Here is a 23,469-nt window from a genome sequence, read left to right on the forward strand (position 1 = left end):
GCATAGAATCCATATCAGTTTTGACAATATTATCTTTGATGGCTGGAGTATGTTCCATCTCTTAAATGAGTGGGCAGAAGTATATCGAAATGGAAAAGCGGAAATGCCGATTACTTTGTCTTTCCGGGATTACGTGCTGGGACTGGAGCAGATAAAGTCTACCTCTGCTTATGAGAAAGATAAAAAATATTGGGAAGACCGGGTGGAGACTTTTGCGGACGCACCGGATCTGCCGCTTGCAAAGAACGAAAGCCAGATTACAGAGCAGCGTTTCTGTCGCCGGAGCGCAAAACTGTCACAGAAAGAATGGCAGTCTGTAAAAGACGCGGCGGGAAGACTGGAGGTAACGCCTTCTGTTCTTTTGATGAGTGCTTATGCGGAGACTCTCCGCTTGTGGAGCGGTAATAAGGATTTTACACTTAATCTGACGCAGTTTGACCGGAAACAATTGCATCCGGAAGTGAACAATCTGGTTGGAGATTTTACAACACTGACATTGCTGGAGATAAAGAATGCAGGGAATAATTTTGCGGAAAGGACAAAGGCAATTCAGAAGCAGCTTACAGAAGATCTGGAGCATACAGCTTATGGCGCGGTTGAACTGGAGCGCGAATTAAAGAAAAAGACTGGAAATATGCGGGGCGCTATTATGCCGGTAGTGTTTACCAGTGGCCTTGGCGTGGAGCAGTGGAATGAAGGAAAGTGGCTTGGAAAACTGAACTATAACATTTCACAGACGCCGCAGGTGTGGCTGGATCATCAGGTGGTTGAAATGGATGGCTGTTTATGCCTGTTTTGGGATTCCGTGGACGAATTATTTTATCCGGGAATGCTGGATGAGATGTTCCGGGCATATACCGGCCTGCTTCATACGCTAGCAGTTCATCCGGAGATCATGCAGGAAAAAACGGCAAGTCTGGTAACAGCGGAAATTTCAGAAAAACGGCGTCAGGCGAATGAAACGGCGGCTGAATTTGAAGAGAAAACGTTGGATGGATTATTCTTGGAGGCGGCAGACAAATTTCCGGATAAGGAGGCGCTGGTAACGTGCAGCAGGCGGATGACTTATCGGGAGATAAAAGAAGAGGCGTTTTACATTTCCGGGCAGTTGAAGAGCATGGGAATAAAAAAAGAAGAGACGGTAGCTGTATTTATGGAAAAAGGGTGGGAGCAGGTAGTTGCTGTTTATGGAATCCTGTTTGCCGGAGCCGCATATCTTCCGATAGATATCCATAATCCGAGAGAACGAGTTGAAAAGATTCTCCGTGACAGTGGAACAAGAATCATTCTTGTGCAGAATCAGGCGTATGATCAGGATACCGAATGGCTGCACGAGTGGGATTGTATTTCTGTGTCTGGATTAAAAACCGATTCTGAATACAAAGCACAGGAGAATAAGGCGGGAGACCTTGCGTATGTAATCTATACGTCGGGAACAACCGGGATGCCGAAAGGAGTAATGATTACTCACCATAATGCAGTGAATACAATACTGGATATCAATGCACGCTATCAGATTACAGAACAGGATACGGCGTTTGGAATCTCCAATCTTCATTTTGACCTGTCTGTTTATGATGTTTTTGGCGTTTTAGGCGCAGGTGGGAAATTGGTTCTTCCGGATCCGGAATATGGAAAAGATCCAGCGCATTGGATTCACTGGTTGAATCATGAGAATATTACCGTATGGAACAGCGTGCCAGCTTTTGTAGAAATGCTGGCAGAATATGAGGAATATCAAAGGCAGGTAACTTCACAATCGTTGCGGTTGGTAATGATGAGTGGCGACTGGGTTCCGGTTTCACTTCCGGGGAGAATCCGTAATCTGTTTCAGAATGTTGAGATTGTTGCACTTGGAGGAGCGACGGAAGGCAGTATTTGGTCCAATCATTTCGAGATCCCAGAGATTGTGCCGGAAGATTGGAAGAGTATTCCGTATGGGAAACCGCTTGCAAACCAGAAGTATTATGTTCTGGATCAGAATATGGAAGATTGCCCTGACTGGGTACCGGGAACACTTTATATTGCCGGAGATGGCGTTGCACAGGGATATTTAAACGATAATGAAAAAACAGAAGAAAAGTTTGTTGTTTTAGATAGAACTGGGGAACGATTGTATTGTACTGGAGATGTGGGACGGTATTGGAATGAAGGTAATATTGAATTTCTTGGAAGATTGGATAATCAGGTAAAAATCAATGGATATCGGGTAGAATTGGGCGAAATTGAAGCTGCATTACGAAGGATTCAAGGTATAACTGAAGCGTTTGTTTTTTTTAAAAGGGATAATGCGATAGAAGACATATGTGCTGTATTAGTAGAGGAAAAAAGGTATCGTGACCGGATAGACAAGTTTTATAAGGAAATGTTAAAAAAAGATCTTCCGATCTATATGATTCCAACAGAATATATTAAAACGAATGCTATTCCGCTTAATTCAAATGGGAAAAAGGATATTCATAAAATTTTGATTGTTGCAGAAAAAAATAGAAAGCCTATTTTTAAAAAGAATAATAATTGTAAACAGCTTACTCAACTTCAGGAGCAATTACTCGCAATTTGGAGAGAAGTTTTAAAAATTGAAAATATTGATATAAATGATAACTTTTTTGAAATAGGTGGAAATTCGATACAGGCAATACAAATTACTAACCAAATGACGGAGAAAATAGGGTGTTTTATGGATATCGGCAAGTTATTTGAGTATCCGACTATCAGCAAAATCGAAAGATATATATTAGAGGAAACGTAATGAGTAAATACATATTTAATAATGATACCGATATTTTGGAGTTTTTGGAGCAACTTAGAGAGAATGGCATTCAAATTTGGGGAGAAGGGGAGAAAATTCGATACAGATCTAAAAACAGACAATTGGCACCGGAAACATTAAGGATTCTTAAAATGGCTAAAGGTCAAATTTTAGATTTCTTTCGAATGATCGAAAAAAATGTGATTCCATTAACATCAATACAAACAGCTTATGTTGTGGGACAAACGGCTGGGTGTGAGTTGGGAAATATAAATGCGCATTATTACATCGAATATACAATAGAATCTTTGGATGTTGAACGACTTGAGCAAATGATAAATCTGGTTATTTCTAAAAATGATGCATTACGGTTGATTGTAACACATGAGGGGAAAGCGAGTTTTTTAGATAATGTGCCATATTATTCTGTGCCAGTTTATTCATTATATGATGGGAATGATAGAGAGCAAAAGCGGCTAGAGAGAAGTCATCATAGGTATAATTATTATAAATGGCCCATGTTCCATTTTTGCGTTGGGAAAACATCAGGAAAGACAAGTGTTTTACATGTAGATTTTGATTGTATTATTTTGGATGCATGGAGTGCAAAATTACTGTTGAACGAGATTTTCAGTTTGTACTATGGAAAAGATGTTAAATTTCCACGAATCTCTTTTATGAATTACATGAGATTAAAAACAGATAAAGGAGATTTGGAAGCTGAAGAATACTGGAAAGAAAAAGTAAAAAATATGCCGAGCTTTCCCAAACTGAATTACCAGAAAAAATTTGCAGAAGTGCAGAATGTAAGATTTGATAGAATTGAATGTGATTTTTCTTTTATAGAAACACAACGATTATATCAGAAAATAAAAAACTATCATTTTACTCCTGCTGCAGTAATTTCTACAATTTTTATGAAAACACTGGCACAATATAGTGAAACTCCAGGACTTTCCATAAATGTAACATTGTTTAATAGACAGTTATTGCATGAAGATGTGAATGGGATACTGGGTGAATTTACTAACAATGCAGTAATATCATACCAAGAAAAAACGGATTCTTTATTGGATGCTATTCGAGCAACTCAAGAACAGATGTGGCGGTTAGTTCAATATAGAAAATTTGAAGGAAGCAATATATTAAAAATGCTTTCTTCAGGTAGAGCAGGAAAAGCGATTATGCCAGTAGTGTTTACTTGTATGCTGGAGGGGAATGTGTCTAAGGTAACAAAAAAAAGATATTCATTCAAAGAAGAATATGCGATAAGCCAAACACCGCAGGTGGTTTTAGATCACCATGTAAGAGATGATTTGGGATATTTGAAGATTTCATGGGATTATATTATTGACATCTTTGATAAACAATATATTACTGATATTTTTGGCGCTTATGTAAATAATATAAAGAAATTTATGGAAAAATATTAGGGAGAATAAAAATATGTTTGTAAAAGAATTGGAAATTACTTTGGAAAATGGAATGAAAATTTCAGGAGAATTAGATTTGCCAGAAAGGCAAGGTCAATGGAAAACGATTATTTTATTTCATGGTTCCGGTCCATCTGATCGGCACGCTACAGTTGAATCCATGGGAGGTATAGTATCCCGTAATTTTGATTTATTGAGCGAAGGGTTTGTGAAAGCTAGATATGCGGTATTTCGTTATGATAAAAGAGAAAATTATGATATAGAAATAATTATTCGGGATGCCAGAGAGGTAACGAGATTTGTTTCTGGCTTGTCTGAAGTGGAAGGAATTCTGTTTTATGGATGGAGTGAAGGAGTACGAGTTTGTACAACTTTAGTTTCAGATTTTCCGAATGCGCAGGCTTTGATTCTTCAGTCGGGTATTGCAGAAGGATGGAGTTCCTATTTCTCTTATATATTGCGCGAACTTACAGTAGAAAAGTTGAAAGAGTTGGATAACAATAATGATAGCATATTAGAAATTTCGGATTTTTTGAATTGCATACCGGACTCCACATCTATCTCTTTCTCTCTGTATTTACTTATTCTTGGTACGGATAAGGAGGGAAATATGAAATTTAATGAAGAACTTGATCCAGAAGGGAAAGGAAGATTCAGCATAATAGATAATTGGATACCATTGGCAGATGAAATAGTTGCAGATCCTACTACTTTAATTCGATTTGCTGAAAATGCTCCTGGAGAAACATGGGCAGGAATATTAGATGACATAAAAAAAATCCAATTACCTATTTTAGTACTTCATGGTTTGAATGACGGATGGATTTCTCCGGTAGAAGCTGTGCAAATAGCAAAGGCAGCAAGGAATAATGCAGATATAATTTTGTTTAAAGGGTTGGGACATTCACTTTCTAAGGTAAGTTCTCCATTAAAGGATGAAGGCGGTACTATAGAAGATGAGGTTATTGTGAGAGTCGTAGAATGGCTTAAAAAGAATGTGGAATAGTTGAGGAAAGGAAATGTATATGATGAACGATCGAGAGTTTTCTAATAGAAAGGAAACATTACATGGAGAATTTTATGAAAATGCATTGAAATATCCAGAGAGAATTGCGCTTATCTATGAAAATGAGAAAGTTTCTTATAAGATGTTGCGTTTATATGCGTTGCGTGCAGCAAACTATATGTGGCAAAGAGGAGTAAGAAGAAATGATAAGATTGTAGTTATATTGCCGAGAGGTATTGGACAAGTAGCTGCATTGTTAGGAATTCTTGCAATAGGTGCAGCGTATGTTCCGATTGCGATGAAGCAGCCGTTAGGACGTCGGAAAAAAATCATAGAAAATGTCAAGCCGGCTCTTGTATTGCAGGATGAAGCCTTTTTAGAAGAGAATCCATGGACTGGGTGTATTGAAAATAATTCAAAAGATACTGCCTATATTATTTATACATCGGGCTCTAGCGGAGAACCTAAAGGAGTAGAAATGAGTCATGTGGCTGCAATGAATACAATAGAAGAAATTTTACATATGTGGAATATTGGTGCGGAAGATTCCGTATTAAATATATCAGCATTTGATTTTGATTTGTCGGTTTTTGACATATTTGGTCTTTTAACTGTTGGAGGGACAATTGTTTTAATTGATGAAGACGACTTTAGAGATCCAGAAGTATGGAAAAATCTGATAGAGATTTATGGAATTACTATTTGGAATAGTGCCCCCGCGTTATTGGACATGTTTTTGATAATGGGGGAAAATAATCATTTTGGTAAATTGCGGTTGGCATTAGTGTCAGGGGACTGGATTCCTTTATATTTACCGGAGAAATGGTATAAAGTAACTTCAGCAAACTCGCAATTTGTAGCGTTGGGCGGAGCGACAGAAGGCGGAATTTGGTCCAACTATTATTGCGTTTCAAAAGTAGATAAATTGTGGAATTCTATTCCTTATGGGCAAGCATTACCAAAACAGAAATATAGGATTACGGATGAAAATTTTGTGGAGTGCGGAGTTGATATTCCTGGTGAATTGCAAATTGGAGGTGGAAGTCTGGCGAAAGGCTATATTAATGATGAAGAGCTAACAATGAAAAAGTTTATTACGGATGTAAAAGGGGAACGTTGGTATAGAACAGGAGATCGGGGAAGGCGATGGGCAGATGGAACGATAGAGTTTTTAGGGCGAATGGATACCCAAGTAAAGATACGTGGACATCGAATTGAGTTGGGAGAAATTGAAAGTGTATTAAAAAGTATTTCAAGAATAAAAGAAGCCGTAGTTGTTGCTCAGGGGGATAAATACCATAAAGAATTAGTTGCATTTTACTTGGGAGAGTACATTGCAGAGAGTGAAATAGAAGATTATCTTAAGATACATCTTCCTGAGTATTCTATACCGAATTCTATAAACAGATTAGAAAATTTTCCTCTTAATGCAAATGGAAAAGTTGATAGAAGAAGATTGGCAGAATATCAGAAAACTGATAGTGTGGAAATAATGTCTGACAAAGTATTAAATATTGTACTGATGATTTGGGAGGAGCTATTGAAAAATAAAGTGGCTGATTTGGATGAGAACCTTTTTAAGATAGGTGCAGACAGCTTGCTTGCGGCTAGATTTGTTGCGGCTATTAATGCTCGTTGCGGAATAGAGGTACGCATGAAAGAGGTCTTTATGAATCCATCAATTAACGCACTAACAAAATTGGTTGATAAGAGAAAAAATACAGATATAGCAGAATTTGTAGAAGAGGGGGAAATTTAAAAAATGCAGGACACGAAAAAAGTAGCAGGAGAATTATTAGTAGAGCTTGAAAAAAAAGGCGTTACTTTTGAAACTGTTGATGGAAAATTAAAATATAAAGATTCCAAAGGGAATTTTACAGAAAATTCTAAAGAGAAAGTTAAAAAATATAAAGAAGAAATAATTGAAATTTTGAAGAAAAAACAAACGATAGACGAGTTTATTACGGATAATGATTATGAAACTAATGTATATCCTTTGACTGATGTGCAAGCAGCCTATTTAGTTGGAAAAACAGAAGCTGTGAAGTGGGGTGGAATTGGATGTAAAGGATATATTGAGGTTGATTTTGGTTCCTACAGTGCAGAAGAACTATCAAGAGCTTGGAAAGTATTGGTAAATAGGCATGAAATGCTAAGAGCGAAAGTAACAGAGGTCGGATTTGAAATTTTAGAGAGAGATGAGATTGATTATGAAATTAAAATAGTAAATCTACAAAAAATGGCAGAGAGGGAAAAAGTAGATACTTTATCTAAGATTAGGGAAGATTTTAGTGAATATGTTTTTCATACGGAGGAACCTCCATTATTTAAAGTGCTAATAACGAAGCGTATAGAAGGAAATTTTTTCCATCTACTTGTTGATTTAATTGTTTCAGATTTTGCAAGTGTGCAACTTCTGATTTCTGAAATGGGAGAACTTTTGAAAGGAGCTTCATTAGAAAAAATAAGGTATAAGTTTTCAGATTATGCAATGTTCAATCAACAACGTAAAGGAAGTTTAAAATGGCATCAGGATAGAATGTATTGGTTAGAAAGACTGAAAAAATTACCGGAGGCTCCAATTCTTCCACAAGATGGACGAGCCGCAGATAAGTGTGAAAATACATATGAATTTTATCGATTTCAGAAACATATTAATCAGTCTGACTGGAAACGTATAAAGGAAATTGCAGGAGAATACGGAGTAACAGTTTCATCGGTGCTTATTGGTATATACGCAGAAGTTATTTCAAGGTGGAGTTCGAATAAACATTTTACACTCAATTTACCAATTCAAAATAGACCAACTATCGGAAATAATACTAATTCCATAGTAGGAGACTTTACAGCAGTGAACTTGCTAGAAGTAAATGTAACTCAAAATATGAGTTTTATAGAAAGAGTCAAAGAAATTACAAAAAGATTGATGGAGGATTTAGAGCATAATTCTTTTTCTGGTGTCGAAGTGCTAAGAGAACTGAGTAAAGTGTCTGAAGAAAAGGAATTATTAATGCCGATCGTATTTACAGGGGTTTTGAAGACTGATGGCACTGTAGGCACTATTGAATATGGGTTTAGTCATACCCCTCAAGTATGGATTGATTGTCAGATAGTCGATGAGATAGATTCAGAAGATCAAGAAAAAGGCCTGATGATAAGCTGGGATACAAGAAAAGGTGCGATAAAAGAATCTATTGTAACGGAGATGTTTGAGTCTTTTACTGAAACAATAAGAATACTTGGAATAAAACATTCGGAAGAATGGAAGAATCCATTGGAAATTATAGTGCCAAGTGCGAGTAAGAAAAAAGTAATTTGCGAACGAAATAAAGGTATTACGAATCAATCTCGTATTCAACAGAGATTTGTTAAGTATGCGAAAAAGAATTCTAATAAAACTGCCGTAATAGATGCTGTTGAAACAGTGACATATGGAGAATTGTTGGAAAGAGCAGAATATATAGCAGGTTATTTAAGAAAAGAATTTGTGGAAAATAGAACTGGACTGGTTGCGATAAGAATGAAAAAATCTGTAAATCAAATTGCAGCAGTAATGGGTGTTTTGATTGCTGGATTTTCTTATTTACCTATTGATATAAAACAGCCATTGGCACGACAAGAAAAAATTTTATCAAAAGCAAATGTTATTGTGGAATTGGATGAGAAAAAAGTAAATATGATACTTCAGAATTTGGAATACCGATTAGAAAAGCATCCAGAATTCCAAAATCCTATTGCATATGTAATATTTACTTCTGGCTCTACAGGAGAGCCTAAAGGTGTAGTAATGTCACATACTGCGGCACAAAATACTCTTATATCTATTGAAAATATGTATAATATCTCGGAAGAGGATACAATCCTTGGTATTGCGGAACTGTCATTTGATCTTTCTGTATTTGATATATTTAGTGTATTGGGAGTTGGTGGAACATTAGTATTACCGAATCCAGAAAAAGGACCAGATGCATCCCATTGGGGCAGATTACTTAATGAATACAAAGTGACCTTGTGGAATAGTGTTCCAGCGCAGGCGGAAATGTTAGATGCTTTTGCGTCTAAATCGGAGAGTTATCCGACAGTTAGATTAGTACTGTTATCCGGAGATTGGATAAATACTAGTCTGCCAGGAAGACTAAGAAAGATTATGACCAACGCTCAAATGATTAGTTTGGGAGGCGCTACGGAAGGTGGGATTTGGTCTATATATCATGAAATTGATGAAATAGAAGAAAGGCCTACTATATTATATGGAAAAGCTTTGCTTGGACAGTGGATGGGAGTTGTAGACGAGGAATTGAGAATTTGTCCGGAATATGTTTCGGGGCAAATTGCCATAGGAGGATATTCTTTGGCAGAAGGCTATTTAGGAGATACAATATTAACAAAAGAAAAATTTGTTTATCTGGAAGAAGAAAAGAACAGGATTTATCTCACTGGAGATAATGGAAGATATGTAGAGAATGGCGACATTGAATTTTTAGGCAGATTAGATAATCAGGTAAAAATCAATGGGCATAGAATAGAAATTGCGGAAATAGAAAATGCAATACGTGGAATGCAAAATATTGAAGATTGTTGCGTGGTTTATAATCAAAGTATAGGGAAGGGTGTGCTGATAGCTTTTATAAAAAATAAAATATCGAGCATTTCCTATACGAAAGAAGAATACAGAAAGCAGTTAGCCTTTTTTTTGCCACCAGCAATGATTCCTTCAGAGTTTGTAAATGTAGAGAGTTTTCCACTTTCTACTAATGGCAAAATAGACAGAAAAGGACTGGCAGAGAGTATACAAAAGAACATCAAGGTAAAGCATAATGCAAAAGCAACTTTAATTTCGCAAAAGAAGGAATATGTAGAACTTGCTAAAAGTATCAAAAAAATCGTATGCTCTATTTCTGGAAATGATTATATTGATTATGAAGATAATTTATTAGAAAATGGACTTGATTCTTTGTTATTATCTCAGATTTCTGGGCGCATAGTTAGTGACATACAAGAAGCACAAGGCATGAGATTTGATGAAATATTACGGGCATCGTTGACGATGCCAACAATTATGGGGATTGCTCAGTATATATCGGATTGTAAAAATCCTTCAAAAAATCAAATGCATAGTAATGCAGGAAATCAAACAAGAAATTCATATACTGTTGTATATATATTTGGGGATAACGAAAATGAAATAAGAGATGTTCTTATAGAAAAGTTGAGCGCTTCAAACATAAGTTGTAAGAGAGTGGGAGGGCAAGAAATAATTGAAAGATGTCATGAAGACATAAATGTTAAAAAGAAATATATTATTGCCTTTTCCGAAATGGCTTCTTTATGCATAACTAAGGCAAGTGAACTATTGGGGGAAAACATTATTATTAACCGCATTTTTTTAATAAATCCATCTAAAGCAAAAGAAAGTGATTTATATTTAGGAGATATAAGCATAATTGACGGAAATTCAGTTGCTATTAAATCTTGGGAAAAGGCTGTTTTAGGTAACGTTAGAGAATTTGAATCTAATAGTAATGACATTTTTGATATTATTATGAGGGAACTAGAAAATGATAAATAATCGCAGAACAATCTGTATTCTTGGCGGAACAGGTACTGTTGGTGTGACAGCGTGTAAGGTTTTAAGTAAGTTAGGCTATTCATTAAGAGTCAGTGTACGGAATATAGAAACAATAAAAGATACAGGAATGTATATGGCTCCCAACATCCAATTATTTGAACTTGATATTGATAAGGAAAGTAATATTGGAAAATTCTTTAAAGGAAGTGATTTGGTAATAGGAGCAATCGGACCTTCCGCAGACTATAGTGAAAAAATGTTACTTGGAGCAATGGCAGAGAATATTCCGTATGTTGACCCAGGAGGAATTCATTTAATTAGAAAAATGAGGAATTCTAGCATGAAAGGTACCGCTATAGTTGGTTCGGGAATATTTCCGGGGTTATCAGGATGGATGTTGTCTTCTGTGCTTAAAGAAGCTTTCAATGATGACTTAATAGAGATGATTATTGGAGGTGTCTATAATTTTTCAAAAGCTGCCGCAATCGATTATGTGGAAGAAATAAAAAGTTATAAAGCTGGAATTCCTATGGCATGTGTGCGAAATGGAAAAATTTTACCTGCTCAGAAAAGAAGTCCGCTGAATCTTCCAACAAGAATTTCGAAATTATCTATATTGCCATATGTTACAGAAGAAATTCAAGAAATTATACAAGGGAAATATATGCTTAATATTGATTCATATACGGCGGCACCTGTAAGTTTATTTTCAATAGTAAATAAGGCGCATTGTCAAAAAAAAGATTTAGTAAATGCATTAATGGGACAGAAAAATAGCAACCAAAAAGCTTTTATATGGGTAAGACAAAATAAAGGAAATGATAGTAGATGCATTTATTTTGAAGGAAAAAATCCGAGTGTTTTAACTGGCGAAATATTAGCGATTACTGCCAATGCAATATTTGAAATGCCTAGGAAGGATGGAATTTATACAATGGCAAGTTATCTTGAAAAATATCAAGTGTTAGATGAACTTAAAAAAATAGATAAGTTCAAATCAGAGGGAAAGATATGAAGAAAAAACAGATTTTAGTATGTGGAACAGGATTTGGGAAAATTTATTTGAAAGCTATTGCAGAAAGTAAAGAATATGAGCTTATGGGTATATTGGGAAAAGGAAGCGATAGATCCAGACTTCTTTCAAAGAATCTAAATGTGCCAATGTATACGGATATTAAAGAAATAAATCAAAATGTTGATGCAGCATGTGTAGTTGTACCTAATGCGGCTGGAGGTGGAAACGGTGCCAATATAGCTAAAAGTATACTTGCAAAAGGGATACCAACATTATTAGAACATCCTGCTCATGAGGTAGAAATTGTTAATTGTATAAGAGAATCCGGAAGTGCCGCTTTTATGTTGAATCCATTTTATCGGTATATCAAGCCAATTCGAGATTTTTTAGAGGCGGCACAAATAATAAGTAAACATGCTCATCTTATAAATGCATCCTTGGAATGCGCTATACATGTATTATATGATGGAATAGATATATTGGGGTGTGCGTTGGGAGGCTTATCAACATGGAAATTGGGAAATGTAGCAGAATCTTATACAACTTCTATGGCAGGAGGGGGTAACAGAGTTATTAGTGGTATAATTGGAATGGTTCCGGTAACATTTATAGTGAATACCAATGTGGATCGTAACGATATAGACCATCCATTACATTTATATCATAGAATAGAATTGACATTTTCCACAGGGCGGCTCTGTCTGGTCAATACCCATGGTCCGGTAATATGGCTTCCTTTCTTGCATATGCCAAGAGATGAATATGGAACACTAAGTATTAATGTAGAAGAGGAAGTAAATATACCCTCTGGTGTTACTATAGGAAATGTAATGTTACCATCAGTAAAAGAAACGTTTGAACAAATATGGCCGGATGCAGTAAAGAAAGCTTTAGAGATTTTATTTAAGCAAAATAGAACAGAAAAAATGTCCATGGCGCAATATCAAATATATGTATCAAAATTATGGTCTGAAATATGTCAGAAAGTGGGCTATATGAATATCGTTGATTATGACAATTTTGGTGACATAAAAAATATATTTTATGATTTGGAAAAAAGACATTTAATAAAAAAGGAGAATGACGGGATTGAATGAAATTGAGAATGTATACGGAGAGACAGTAGAATTTTATGATTTATCAGCTCTTTCACAGATAGGGAACAAAAAAATTGTTTTAAACAAATTTGCTGATATGGTTAAGGATTTAGATGGAATCATTTTGGATATAGGTGCAGGAACTGGAAAAACAACAATAGAGATGGCTAATATGATATGTGATAAAGAAATAATTGCTTTAGAACCATCGGCTTATATGAGAACAGCGTTTATGGCAAGATTAATGGAGCATAATGAAGTTAAAGAGAGAATTTCTCTATTGCCGATAGATGTAGGTAAATATTCATTTCGAGATAAAATAAGTGGTGTAATGTGCATGGGAGTACTTGGTCATTTAAAAAGGGATGAACAAGAAAAATTATTGTATAAATTAGATAAAAATTTGAATATAAATGTCCCAATCCTGATAGAACTTTTAGAACCGAAATTTCTTGTTGCGCCAGTAGGAAGCAGAATATCGGTGGCTACTCAAGGAAGATTGCGCTATGAGACGTATATTACCGATATAAAGCAAGTGGGGATGGATCAATGGACATGGAGATTGACCTATAAAGTTTTTTGTGGTAAAAACATAGTTAGTACTGTAGATAGCCTAATGTCGTGGAATTATCAGAGTGTGGAAAAAATTTTAAACCAATTGACAAAAATGCACTTTAGAACAGCTAAATTATCAGAAACATTATTACTTGCAATAAAAGCACGATAAATATGAACTTCAGATAAAATTAACTCTCGAACTGTCAGGTGTTCCTAAAATGCCATATTTATAAGATAATTTAGCGATGTGCAGGGAGAATAATGAGAATTAATATTAAATTGTCAGTACAATGGGTTTTAAAAGTGACTTTATCGTCTTGTGAGATGCAGAAAGAAATGGAAGTAAGTGAAGTTTGTAATTTACATTAAGTAGTGTCTGCTTTTTACATGATTACAAAATTTGACTTTTTACTTTGGAAGTTGTAAAATTTAATTAGTCTTATCTAACTTCGGGAGGAATGCTTGTACATGACAAACCAATACATGAATAATCTTTATCGTGATCTGCTCTCTAATTCACCGCAGACAATAACCATAGATATTCCAGCAGACATGGGGACAGGGCAGATTTTACAGGTGGTCACGAAACAGGGAGCAGTTGTTTCGGACTGGAAAATGAATTATTTTTCAGATATGAACGTGCAGGGAGTGAGTAGCGAAGAATACATTCAAATGTTGTTCTGCTTCAATGATGGAGTTTCCTGGAATATTGCAGATAGCCGACAAAGTATCAGCATACAAAAAGGTGAGTCCTGTATTTATCGTGGACACGGGAAAATGGAATATCTGTGCTATTCCAAACAAAACGATTTCCTTTTCAAAAATGTAAAAGTACCATTGTCGTATTTCCGTAAAATTATGAATGACTATTTTGATGTTGGTGAGATTGAGGTTTATCAGAAAAAACTATTGGAAGGTATATCAAAAGTAGGTATTACTCCCTATATGGAGCACATTTTTGCGGAACTGAAAGACTTCACGCAATATCGCGGCGGATTGGGATACCTGTTTTTGGAAAGCAAAGTTTTTGAGTTGTTATCTGTATATTTGAGTGAGATTTTGGAACTGAGTATTCTTGCGTCAACTTATATAGCAATTTCCAGAAGTGACCGAGAATCCATCATAGAAGCGAAGAGAATCATTGACAGTCAGCTTGCTTTGGCACCAAGTTGTGAGGAATTGGCGCGAAAAGTCAATATTAGTACTTCAAAATTGTCAAAGGGTTTTTCCTCGCTGTTTGGAACATCGGTTCATGCGTATATTATAGATCAGCGATTGGAAAAGGCGGCAAGTCTACTATTAGAAAGTAATTTGAACGTAAGTCAGGTGGCAGCATTTGTAGGCTATTCAAAACCGAGTAACTTTGCTGCGGCATTCAAAAAGAAGTATGGGGTAATTCCTAAAAACTATAAAACGGAAAATACGATTGGTTAAAATTAAAAAATACCGATTTTGGGTAGAATAAAACCGTTTTTGGGTTGGAAATGTAGGCGTAAATTGTTATTATATGTGGTGTAGTTAGAAAATGCTAACTACACCATTTTTTAGATAGGAGGATACTGGTATGAGTTCCCAGAAAAAAAGTTCCCGGCTTGAGGGAAAAGATTTAATTACTATCGGCATCTACACCGTCATCTATGTCGTCATTGTTATGCTGGTGGCGATGCTTGGCTTCATCCCCATTTTTATTCCGCTGATGGCGGTGCTGTGTCCTTTGATTGGCGGCATCCCCTATATGCTGTATGTTACAAAGGCTAAAAAATTCGGGATGACTGCAATCATGGGTTTCCTGATTGGCCTAATCATGGTGTTCTTCGGCAACGGCTATCTTACTATGGTAACTGGTCTTGTTGGCGGCCTGTTGGCTGACGTGATCCTGAAAAAGGCAGACTACAAAAGTGCAAAGAGTACAGTCCTTTCCTGCGGTGTGTTCAGCATCTGGGTGTTTGGCAACTTTGCTCCCATTTTCCTGAACCGTGAAAGCTATATGGTAATGCTGACTGAAGGATACGGCGCTGAATATGCAGCTACCCTTAATACATATATGCCTATGTGGATTGCGCCTATTTTGCTGGTTGCCTGCTTTGTGTTTGGCCTTGTCGGAGGTATGATTGGGAAAGCCATTTGCAAAAAGCACTTCCAGCGTGCCGGTATTGCATAATGGCGCGGGAAATTCTGCTCAGCAAAAAAACAGAACAAGGGTTGCGGCTCGATCCGCGTACAAAACTGTTGCTCATCTTCATCATAAGCATTTTTGTCATGGGTGGAACAGGCGGAGAAGCTATGGGACTGATCCGCCTTGTTCTTTGTGTGGTTCCGGCTATATTGCTGCTTACCTCGAAACAATGTGCAAAAGCTGTGGGCTATATTGCTGTGTTTTCTGTTTTTTATGCTGTCCAAATTTATGTTTTGCCGCACCTTACGGGGATATTGAATTTCCTTGTTCTGTTTACAATAGGATTCTTCTGCCGAATCCTTCCCAGTGTTGCGATTGCTGCCTATGCAGTGAAAACAACAACGGTCAGTGAATTGATTTCCGGCATGGAAAGAATCCATATGCCTAAAGAAGTGACGATCCCCTTAACGGTCATGTTCCGCTTCTTTCCAACTGTCTTTCAGGAGTCAGAAGCAATCAGTGACGCTATGAAAATGCGTGGGATTAAACTTGGAGGGAAAAAATCTTCAAAAATATTGGAGTATAAGCTGATCCCGATGATTACCTGCTCCGTGAAAATCGGTGAGGAACTTTCCGCTGCGGCAATTACCCGTGGCCTCGGCGCTCCTGTCAAACGCACAAACATTTGCCAGCTTAAATTCAATTTTGCCGATGTGGTGCTGATCTTGTTTTGTTGCTTTGTAGTGTTTTGGGCGATTGCTTCCCCGATAATTTCCGCAGGAGGGATTTTGCCATGATAGATTTTCAAAATGTTTCTTTTTCTTATGGTGAAGAATCCAGCGGCGGAGGGATTAGAAATGTCAATCTCACCATAAACACAGGGGAATTTGTTTTACTCACGGGAGAATCCGGCTGTGGGAAAACAACGATTACCCGTTTGGTAAACGGGCTGGTGCCTCATTATTACGAGGGCAAATTAGAGGGCGATGTCCTTCTGGACGGAAAAAGCGTATCAGATACGCCGCTTTATGACTTGGCTGCTATGGTGGGATCTGTATTCCAGAATCCCAAAAGTCAGTTTTTCAACGTGGATACGGATAGTGAATTAGCCTTTGCCTGTGAAAATTTAGGCTATCCTCAGGAGGATATCCTGAAAAGGATTGACCGGACAGTTTCCGATTATCATATTGAAGATTTGATGGGGCGAAGCGTGTTTGCTCTGTCCGGAGGCGAAAAGCAAAAAATAGCCTGTGCTTCATCAAGTGTATTGCTGCCGGGAATTATGGTCCTGGACGAACCATCTTCTAATTTGGATATGGCTGCTATTGATGACCTGCGGCAGGTCCTAAGCCTCTGGAAAAAGCAGGGCAAAACAATTCTGATCGCAGAACACCGCCTTTACTACCTTCACGATCTTGCAGATCGTGTGCTGTATGTAAAAGATGGGGAGATTGAACGGGAATACACGCCTGCTGAATTTGACAGCTTATCGGATGGCACTCGAAAAGAAATAGGGCTGCGGCCGTTTTCTCTCTCGAAGTTGAAGCCTGCGAATCAGTATCAGGCGCATACAGCTAAACAGATGGAATTTCAAAATTTCTGCTTTGCGTATAAAAAGCGCGAACCGGAAAGCCTCCATATTCCGAGTGCAGAACTGCCTGTTGGAGAAACGATTGCCATTATCGGTCTGAATGGCGCTGGAAAATCTACTCTGGCCCGCTGTATTTGCGGACTGGAAAAGAAGTGTGGCTTTTTGCAGGTTGAGGGGAAAACCCTTGATTGGAAAGCCCGGCTCAAACATTGCTACATGGTAATGCAGGATACCAGCCATCAGCTATTTACCGAAAGCGTGGCGGATGAAGTGCTTCTGAGCATGGACAACAAGGATGAAACTGTTGTGGATAAAATCCTTAAACAGTTTGATCTGCTGGAATATAAAGACAGGCACCCGCTTTCTCTTTCCGGCGGGCAAAAACAGCGGGTAGCGATCGCGTCTGCCATTGTGAGTAACCGGGAGATCATTGTGTTTGACGAACCAACAAGCGGGCTTGATCTCAAACATATGAGGGAAGTTGCGCGGAGTTTGAAGTCACTCGCGGATCAGGGCAAAACGCTTCTTGTTATTACGCATGATCCGGAGTTGGTGATGGCGGGATGTTCGTATGTAGTCCATATGGAAAAAGGGCAAGTAAAAGAAAGCTATCCATTGGACGAATCCGGCAGTAAAAAGGTTTTGGATTTTTTCCGAATCCGCCAGTGAATTTTAGAAATTATGAATGTCAGGGCCGCCTTGACTGGACAGAAAGATAATGATAAGAGGCCGCTTTACTTTGGCGGCCTCTTGTTTTTGAAGCACAGACAGTACGGCTCAATATAAGGAGGGCTTATGTTCAAAAAAATCTTTGAGTACGCAGGGCCATATAAGAAAAATATGTATGTGGCCACGGTTGTCGTACTGGTCAGCGTTCTTACGGGTATCCTGCCTTTTGTGCTGGCCTATCAGGTCATTTCGCCATTGGTTATGGGCGATTCTGTTGAAACAGAATTTGTTTTATTGCGTGTTATAGGGGTTTTGATCTGTCTTGTTTTGCAGGCGTTTTTTTATGGATGGGGATTATCAATTTCTCATAAAGCAGCATATAACACATTGTTGCGGCTGCGGGTATCTCTGCAAAAGAAGTTTGAGAAACTTCCCCTTGGCATTGTGGAGGAAAAAGGGACAGGGACAATCAAAAAGCTGTTTGTCGATGATGTGGACAGCTTGGAATTGCTCCTTGCTCATTCAGTCCCAGAGGGTATCGCAAATTTACTGATCCCGCTGGTGATTTATGTTGCTATGTTTTGTGCGGACTGGAAACTGGCTCTTATGTCTTTGGCCTCTATCCCGATCAGCCTGCTCTCCATGGTCATTATGTACTCTGTTGGAATGAAGCGCATGGGTCCCTACTATCAGTCTGCACAGAAAATGAACAACACGATCATTGAGTACATCAATGGTATGGAGGTTGTCAAGGTTTTCAACCGGGAGAGCGAATCTTACGAGAACTTCCGCAAGGATGTAACGGACTATCGGGATTATACCTTGGCATGGTATAAGGCCGCCTGGCCCTGGATGGCGATATACGGAAGTCTACTGCCCTGCACTGTTATTCTGACTTTGCCTCTTGGGGCATGGTTTGTTCTCTGTGGCATAAGCACTTTACCTGATTTGATTTTAGTCCTCTGCCTTTCCCTCAGCATTGGGATTCCTCTCCTGAAAGCACTGGGCTTTATGGAGACGATTCCGAATCTGAATTATAAGATCACGGCACTTGAACAGATGTTAAATACGGCACCGCTGCAAGCTGCTGAGGATGATTTCCACGGACAGGATTTTAACATTTCTTACGATCATGTTTCCTTTGCGTATCAGACGACACAGCCTGGCCCAGATGGGAAACCGATAATAGCGGAAAACGAAGTCCTCCACGATATTACCTTTGTGGCACAAGCAGGACAAAAAACTGCCCTAGTTGGTGAATCCGGTTCTGGCAAGAGCACCCTTGCAAAACTGTTGATCCACTACTATGACCCGCAGAAAGGGAGCATTTCCATTGGCGGGCATAAACTTTGTGATATGAGCCTGGAGGCATTGAACAGCCGCATTTCCTATGTGGCTCAGGATCAGTACCTGTTTAACACCTCCCTGCTGGAAAATATCCGTCTTGGACGTTTGGATGCTACCGATGAGGAAGTAATGCAGGCGGCGAAGAAAGCCCGGTGTATGGAGTTTCTGGAAAAGCTGCCGCAAGGTATTCACTCCATGGCGGGCGATGCGGGGAAAATGCTTTCCGGGGGGCAGCGCCAGCGAATTTCCCTGGCGCGGGCAATATTGAAGGATGCCCCGATTGTAGTGCTTGACGAGGCTACGGCCTATGCTGATCCAGAAAATGAGGAAAAAATGGAGGCTGCTATTGCGGAGCTGGTGGAGGGAAAAACCTTGGTAGTTATCGCTCACAAACTTCCCGCTATAATGAACGCAGATCAAATATGCGTTATGGATCACGGAAAGATGGTGGCAACCGGAAAACATCAGGAGCTGATTCAAGCTTGCCCAGAATACCAAAAGTTGTGGAAAGCGGCTCAGGACAGCGCCGAGTGGAAAGTATCTACTGCAAAGGAGGGAAGATAAATGTTTGCATTGATTTCAAGAATCCTGAACCTCTCCGGGAGGTATAAAAGCCGTATTCAGGCTGCATTTCTATGTGCATTTGTCGAGTCCATTCTCTCCAAAATGCCGATCTTCATGGCGTTTATTGTCTTGGCCGGGTTTGCTGATAATACGCTGACTGGAAAGACCTGTCTGTTTGTCGGACTTGGATTATTAGCTGTTGTAGTGGTTCAGACAGTGGTTCACTATTTGAGCGACCGTCTGCAAAGTGCCGCTGGATTTATGATCTTTGCTGATAAACGGATGGAGTTGGGAAATCATTTAAGAAAAATGCCGATGGGTTACTTTACATCGGGGAATATTGGAAAAATCAGCTCTGTTCTCAGTACGGATATGGTATTCATTGAGGAAGTTTCTATGAGTACCATTGGCAACATGATGAGCTATATGCTGTCTACTTTGGTTTTAGCTGTTTTTATGTTCGTACTGGATTGGAGACTTGGGCTGATTGCGGTAATCATTACCTTGCTGGCATCACTGGTTGCAAAATATATGAATAAGGTTTCCTTCAAGGAGGCTGTCGGGCGTCAAAACCAAAGCGAGAATTTGACGGATGCGGTCTTGTCTTTTGCTGAAGGAATTGGGGTTATCAAAAGTTACAATCTGCTCGGAGAAAAATCTGACGAATTAACGGAAAACTTCAAAAAATCAAGGGATGTCAATACGAAGTTTGAGCAGAAAATGACACCGTGGACCACTGGCTTAAACATTCTCTATGGCGTGGGTATTGCCGCTATCTTCGGTTTATCCGTTTTTTTACATCAGGAAGGCGTACTCTCCCTGGCTTATCTTTTGGGCGTGCTGCTGTTTGTCTTTGATCTCTTTGGACCTCTGAAAGCTCTTTATGGAGAAGCAACCCGACTGACCGTGATGAATGCCGCATTAGACCGCATTGAAGCTGTTTTGGACGAGCCCGAACTTCCCGATAACGGAAATCAACATATTCTGTCACAGGCACAGCCGGATCAGCCAGAAGTACAATTTAGCGATGTGGGCTTCGCCTATCAGGACAAGGAAGTCCTGCACAACATCAGCTTCTCTATGCAGAAGAATACCATGACCGCACTTGTGGGACCGTCTGGCGGTGGCAAATCCACGATTGCGAACCTTCTGGCGCGGCTGTGGGATGTGAAATCCGGCAAAGTGACAATCCGTGGTACAGATATTCGGGATGTACCTCTCGCCGAACTGATGGAACAGATCAGCATGGTTTTCCAGAGGGTGTACTTGTTCCAGGATACCATTTACAACAATATCAGCATGGGTAAACCGGACGCTACCGAGGAAGAAGTCTATGAGGCTGCAAAAAAAGCCCGCTGCTATGATTTTATCATGGCGCTGCCAGATGGATTCCAGACAGTCATCGGTGAAGGCGGCGCTACTCTGTCCGGCGGCGAAAAGCAAAGAATCTCTATCGCCCGATGCATTTTGAAGGACGCACCGATTGTCATTCTGGATGAAGCGACTGCAAGTGTTGATACCGATAATGAAAGCTATATCCAGGAGGCAATCAATGAGCTGGTAAAGGGTAAAACATTACTTGTGATTGCACATCGCCTGAATACCATCCGTCAGGCAGATCAGATTTTGGTGATCTCTGATGGACGGATCAGCGAACAGGGAACCCATGACGAGCTTATGGCAAAAGCCGGGATTTATCAGGATTTTGTAAATATCCGTAAAAAGGCTTCCGGCTGGAGCCTTGCATAAAGGAGGAACCGATGAAGATTCATGCGTCCGGGGAGGATTATCTGGAGGCTGTGCTGATTCTTCAAAAGAAGCAGGGTATGGTCCGATCCATTGATCTTGCCCGGCACATGGGATTCAGTAAACCGAGCATCAGCCATGCAGTAGGTGTGTTAAAGAATGGCGGTTTCCTGACTGTCGATGAAGATGGATACCTCAATCTGACTAATGCCGGGCGGGAGGTTGCCGAGAAAATTTATGAACGCCATCAGTTCTTTACGGAGCAGCTTGTAGCTGTCGGGGTTGATCGGGAAACTGCAGAAAGAGATGCCTGTCGGATAGAACATGTAATCAGTGAAGAAGCTTTTGAAAAATTGAAAACTTCGGTTGAAAAAAAGTATTAGTACAATGTTGATTCACCGAATCTTTTATGTTCATCATACTATAGAATTGTTGAGAAACGTGAAACAGGGTATGAAACTCGTATACTAAAAGACATTCAGAGTGGAATTACACTAGAAACACTTATGGCAAAAGGACATAGGAAAACGCCGGAAGAAAAAGCAGCTGTTGCGAAACAAAAGAGGAAACAGAGGCGAGCAAAACGGAAAAAAGAAGCAAGAGATAATCTGACCAAAGAAGAGATCTTGCAAGATGACCGATTTTTCTGTATTGCTGGTTATACCTCCGGAGGTGCACCGTATGGTGTCACCTGGGAGGAAAAGGATTTGAAACCTTGGGAAGATTTGGAAGAAAATGAGTGAGTTGCCAGTGCAATCTTATTTTTCTCTTGTGACAGAAACAGGTTCCTTTTTTGCCGGAAGTAAGTCTGAACTGATCTCTGGAGCATCGAGCAGTACAGTGAAATTTTGCTGAATGATCTCTAGGGTTTTCTGCTTTTTCTGCAATTCCTGTTTTTCCCGGACAGTAGCATCCTGTTCAGATTCAAGATTTTCAATCCGCTTCTGGATTTTATTAGAGCTTGGGATTTTGGTGATACCGAGATCCTGAAGCTCTTTTTTTAGTGAATCGTGGAGCTGGTATTCTGCCTGATGTTTGGTGCGGTATGCTTTTGGATTTTTAGCAGATTTACAATCTTCAATTACTTTACGACAAAGCCGGTAAGAATTGCAGTGTTTCTGAATGACTTTCTGCGTGCTCAGCTCACTGTTGATTTGTGCTATTCTTTGGTCGGCAACTTTCACAGAAGCTTCAATGTCAGATACATGCTGCCTGAAATCGTCATAATTCAGCAAGTTATTTTCGGAAAGATAGTTGAAGGTGCGGGCTGCCTCTTTTAGATTATTGAGCTTTGCCCATCGTTCAAATCCCTCTCGATTTCCAGTTGTGACATAAGTGGAGATATTGATATACAAGCGAGCTTCTCTGGACAGATGTCTTGGAGTTTTTACTTTGCTACGATTTTTAGCCAGACGGATGCGAACATTTTCTTCGGAATAATAGCTTCCGAGAGATTTCATATAAGTGAAGTTCTTCTGCTCCGGTGCACGGAAGGACAGGTGCTTTCCCTGCCGGACTTCATATCCGGCTAACTGCATCTTTTGCAGAAATTCCTCATAGTTGATGGAAGTCCAGATTGATTTATCAACTGCGACACGTAGCTTGGCTTTCCAACTGGTGCCACGATGATATTCCATGTTCTCTTTATAGCTTTTACCTTTTTCTCCGGTTGGCATGCTGGTGGTAAGTCCATTTTCATGGCAGATACGATTACTGATTCTGCAGAGTTTATGGTAGCTCCGCTTATTGGAAACATACTTGTGATGATCAACAAAGCTTGCAGCGTTGAAGATGATATGATTGTGAATATGATTTTTGTCAACGTGTGTGCTGATCACGTACTCATATTTTCCTTTCAGCACTTCGTCAGCAAATTGTTGACCTAAGCGATGGGCATTTTCGGCATCAACTTCTCCAGGTTTAAATGATTGGATCAGATGAAATGCCAGGTTATCGCCTTTATCCATTCCATTCTTTTTTGCCATTTCTCTTGTCATAGAAAATTC

The 23,469-nt window shown here is 39.1% G+C and carries 17 protein-coding genes; 16 read left to right on the top strand and 1 reads right to left on the bottom strand.

The genetic code is table 11. The annotated features are described in order from the left end of the window. The 16 genes from WMO75_RS14075 to WMO75_RS14150 form a co-directional block, all read left to right on the top strand. Positions 1 to 2,752: non-ribosomal peptide synthetase (locus WMO75_RS14075; RefSeq protein ID WP_349078260.1), on the top strand; the 2,752-nt coding region annotated here is incomplete at its 5' end. After that, entirely contained in the window at positions 2,752 to 4,185 is a 1,434-nt protein-coding gene (locus WMO75_RS14080) for a condensation domain-containing protein (RefSeq protein WP_015528437.1), read from the top strand. The genes WMO75_RS14075 and WMO75_RS14080, both read left to right, overlap by 1 nt. Positions 4,186 to 4,198: 13 nt before the next feature. After that, complete coding sequence (locus WMO75_RS14085; RefSeq protein ID WP_138344130.1) at positions 4,199 to 5,191, top strand: alpha/beta hydrolase family protein; 993 nt, start codon at positions 4,199 to 4,201, stop codon at positions 5,189 to 5,191. A gap of 19 nt (positions 5,192 to 5,210) precedes the next feature. Further along, entirely contained in the window at positions 5,211 to 6,950 is a 1,740-nt protein-coding gene (locus tag WMO75_RS14090; RefSeq protein ID WP_171030276.1) for a non-ribosomal peptide synthetase, read from the top strand. A gap of 3 nt (positions 6,951 to 6,953) precedes the next feature. Then, entirely contained in the window at positions 6,954 to 10,760 is a 3,807-nt protein-coding gene (locus WMO75_RS14095; RefSeq protein WP_138344131.1) for an amino acid adenylation domain-containing protein, read from the top strand. Further along, positions 10,750 to 11,775, top strand: coding sequence for an NmrA family NAD(P)-binding protein (locus WMO75_RS14100; RefSeq protein ID WP_118721479.1), 1,026 nt, complete (start codon positions 10,750 to 10,752; stop codon positions 11,773 to 11,775). The genes WMO75_RS14095 and WMO75_RS14100 overlap by 11 nt, the downstream gene beginning before the upstream one ends. Then, positions 11,772 to 12,872, top strand: coding sequence for a Gfo/Idh/MocA family oxidoreductase (locus tag WMO75_RS14105; protein WP_055222066.1), 1,101 nt, complete (start codon positions 11,772 to 11,774; stop codon positions 12,870 to 12,872). The genes WMO75_RS14100 and WMO75_RS14105 overlap by 4 nt, the downstream gene beginning before the upstream one ends. Then, the gene (locus WMO75_RS14110; RefSeq protein WP_055222064.1) at positions 12,865 to 13,599 is read left to right on the top strand and encodes a class I SAM-dependent methyltransferase; all 735 of its coding nucleotides are present in this window, start codon (positions 12,865 to 12,867) and stop codon (positions 13,597 to 13,599) included. The genes WMO75_RS14105 and WMO75_RS14110 overlap by 8 nt, the downstream gene beginning before the upstream one ends. A gap of 299 nt (positions 13,600 to 13,898) precedes the next feature. Beyond that, entirely contained in the window at positions 13,899 to 14,864 is a 966-nt protein-coding gene (locus WMO75_RS14115) for a helix-turn-helix domain-containing protein (RefSeq protein WP_015528443.1), read from the top strand. A gap of 130 nt (positions 14,865 to 14,994) precedes the next feature. Beyond that, on the top strand, positions 14,995 to 15,591 hold the full coding sequence (locus WMO75_RS14120; protein WP_015535748.1) for an MptD family putative ECF transporter S component: 597 nt from the start codon (positions 14,995 to 14,997) through the stop codon (positions 15,589 to 15,591). Continuing rightward, positions 15,591 to 16,343: an energy-coupling factor transporter transmembrane component T gene (locus WMO75_RS14125; protein ID WP_055222061.1), complete on the top strand. Its 753-nt coding sequence runs from the start codon at positions 15,591 to 15,593 to the stop codon at positions 16,341 to 16,343. The genes WMO75_RS14120 and WMO75_RS14125 overlap by 1 nt, the downstream gene beginning before the upstream one ends. Then, a complete protein-coding gene (locus WMO75_RS14130; RefSeq protein WP_054335617.1) occupies positions 16,340 to 17,806 on the top strand; it encodes an ABC transporter ATP-binding protein in 1,467 nt (488 codons plus the stop codon). The genes WMO75_RS14125 and WMO75_RS14130 overlap by 4 nt, the downstream gene beginning before the upstream one ends. A gap of 126 nt (positions 17,807 to 17,932) precedes the next feature. Next, positions 17,933 to 19,717, top strand: coding sequence for an ABC transporter ATP-binding protein (locus WMO75_RS14135; protein WP_138344132.1), 1,785 nt, complete (start codon positions 17,933 to 17,935; stop codon positions 19,715 to 19,717). Further along, positions 19,718 to 21,466, top strand: coding sequence for an ABC transporter ATP-binding protein (locus WMO75_RS14140; protein WP_015528447.1), 1,749 nt, complete (start codon positions 19,718 to 19,720; stop codon positions 21,464 to 21,466). Between the two features lie 11 nt (positions 21,467 to 21,477). Beyond that, the gene (locus WMO75_RS14145) at positions 21,478 to 21,846 is read left to right on the top strand and encodes a metal-dependent transcriptional regulator (RefSeq protein ID WP_015528448.1); all 369 of its coding nucleotides are present in this window, start codon (positions 21,478 to 21,480) and stop codon (positions 21,844 to 21,846) included. A gap of 123 nt (positions 21,847 to 21,969) precedes the next feature. After that, positions 21,970 to 22,206: a hypothetical protein gene (locus tag WMO75_RS14150; protein ID WP_015528449.1), complete on the top strand. Its 237-nt coding sequence runs from the start codon at positions 21,970 to 21,972 to the stop codon at positions 22,204 to 22,206. 15 nt (positions 22,207 to 22,221) lie between these two features. Here WMO75_RS14150 and WMO75_RS14155 read toward each other — a convergent pair. Further along, positions 22,222 to 23,469, bottom strand: a 1,248-nt coding sequence (locus tag WMO75_RS14155) for a relaxase/mobilization nuclease domain-containing protein (RefSeq protein ID WP_349078262.1), incomplete at its 5' end; no start/stop codon positions are given.

Origin of the sequence: Blautia intestinihominis, from assembly GCF_040096655.1 — a bacterium.
Taxonomy (GTDB): Bacteria; Bacillota; Clostridia; order Lachnospirales; family Lachnospiraceae; genus Blautia_A; species Blautia_A intestinihominis.

What these genes read in the sequence shown, in the direction of transcription:
- WMO75_RS14150 (WP_015528449.1), top strand. Translation starts at nt 21,970, where the DNA reads ATGGCAAAAGGACATAGGAAAACGCCGGAAGAAAAAGCAGCTGTTGCG.
- WMO75_RS14135 (WP_138344132.1), top strand. Translation starts at nt 17,933, where the DNA reads ATGTTCAAAAAAATCTTTGAGTACGCAGGGCCATATAAGAAAAATATG.
- WMO75_RS14105 (WP_055222066.1), top strand. Translation starts at nt 11,772, where the DNA reads ATGAAGAAAAAACAGATTTTAGTATGTGGAACAGGATTTGGGAAAATT.
- WMO75_RS14100 (WP_118721479.1), top strand. Translation starts at nt 10,750, where the DNA reads ATGATAAATAATCGCAGAACAATCTGTATTCTTGGCGGAACAGGTACT.
- WMO75_RS14115 (WP_015528443.1), top strand. Translation starts at nt 13,899, where the DNA reads ATGACAAACCAATACATGAATAATCTTTATCGTGATCTGCTCTCTAAT.
- WMO75_RS14125 (WP_055222061.1), top strand. Translation starts at nt 15,591, where the DNA reads ATGGCGCGGGAAATTCTGCTCAGCAAAAAAACAGAACAAGGGTTGCGG.
- WMO75_RS14140 (WP_015528447.1), top strand. Translation starts at nt 19,718, where the DNA reads ATGTTTGCATTGATTTCAAGAATCCTGAACCTCTCCGGGAGGTATAAA.
- WMO75_RS14085 (WP_138344130.1), top strand. Translation starts at nt 4,199, where the DNA reads ATGTTTGTAAAAGAATTGGAAATTACTTTGGAAAATGGAATGAAAATT.
- WMO75_RS14130 (WP_054335617.1), top strand. Translation starts at nt 16,340, where the DNA reads ATGATAGATTTTCAAAATGTTTCTTTTTCTTATGGTGAAGAATCCAGC.
- WMO75_RS14145 (WP_015528448.1), top strand. Translation starts at nt 21,478, where the DNA reads ATGAAGATTCATGCGTCCGGGGAGGATTATCTGGAGGCTGTGCTGATT.
- WMO75_RS14090 (WP_171030276.1), top strand. Translation starts at nt 5,211, where the DNA reads ATGATGAACGATCGAGAGTTTTCTAATAGAAAGGAAACATTACATGGA.
- WMO75_RS14120 (WP_015535748.1), top strand. Translation starts at nt 14,995, where the DNA reads ATGAGTTCCCAGAAAAAAAGTTCCCGGCTTGAGGGAAAAGATTTAATT.
- WMO75_RS14095 (WP_138344131.1), top strand. Translation starts at nt 6,954, where the DNA reads ATGCAGGACACGAAAAAAGTAGCAGGAGAATTATTAGTAGAGCTTGAA.
- WMO75_RS14080 (WP_015528437.1), top strand. Translation starts at nt 2,752, where the DNA reads ATGAGTAAATACATATTTAATAATGATACCGATATTTTGGAGTTTTTG.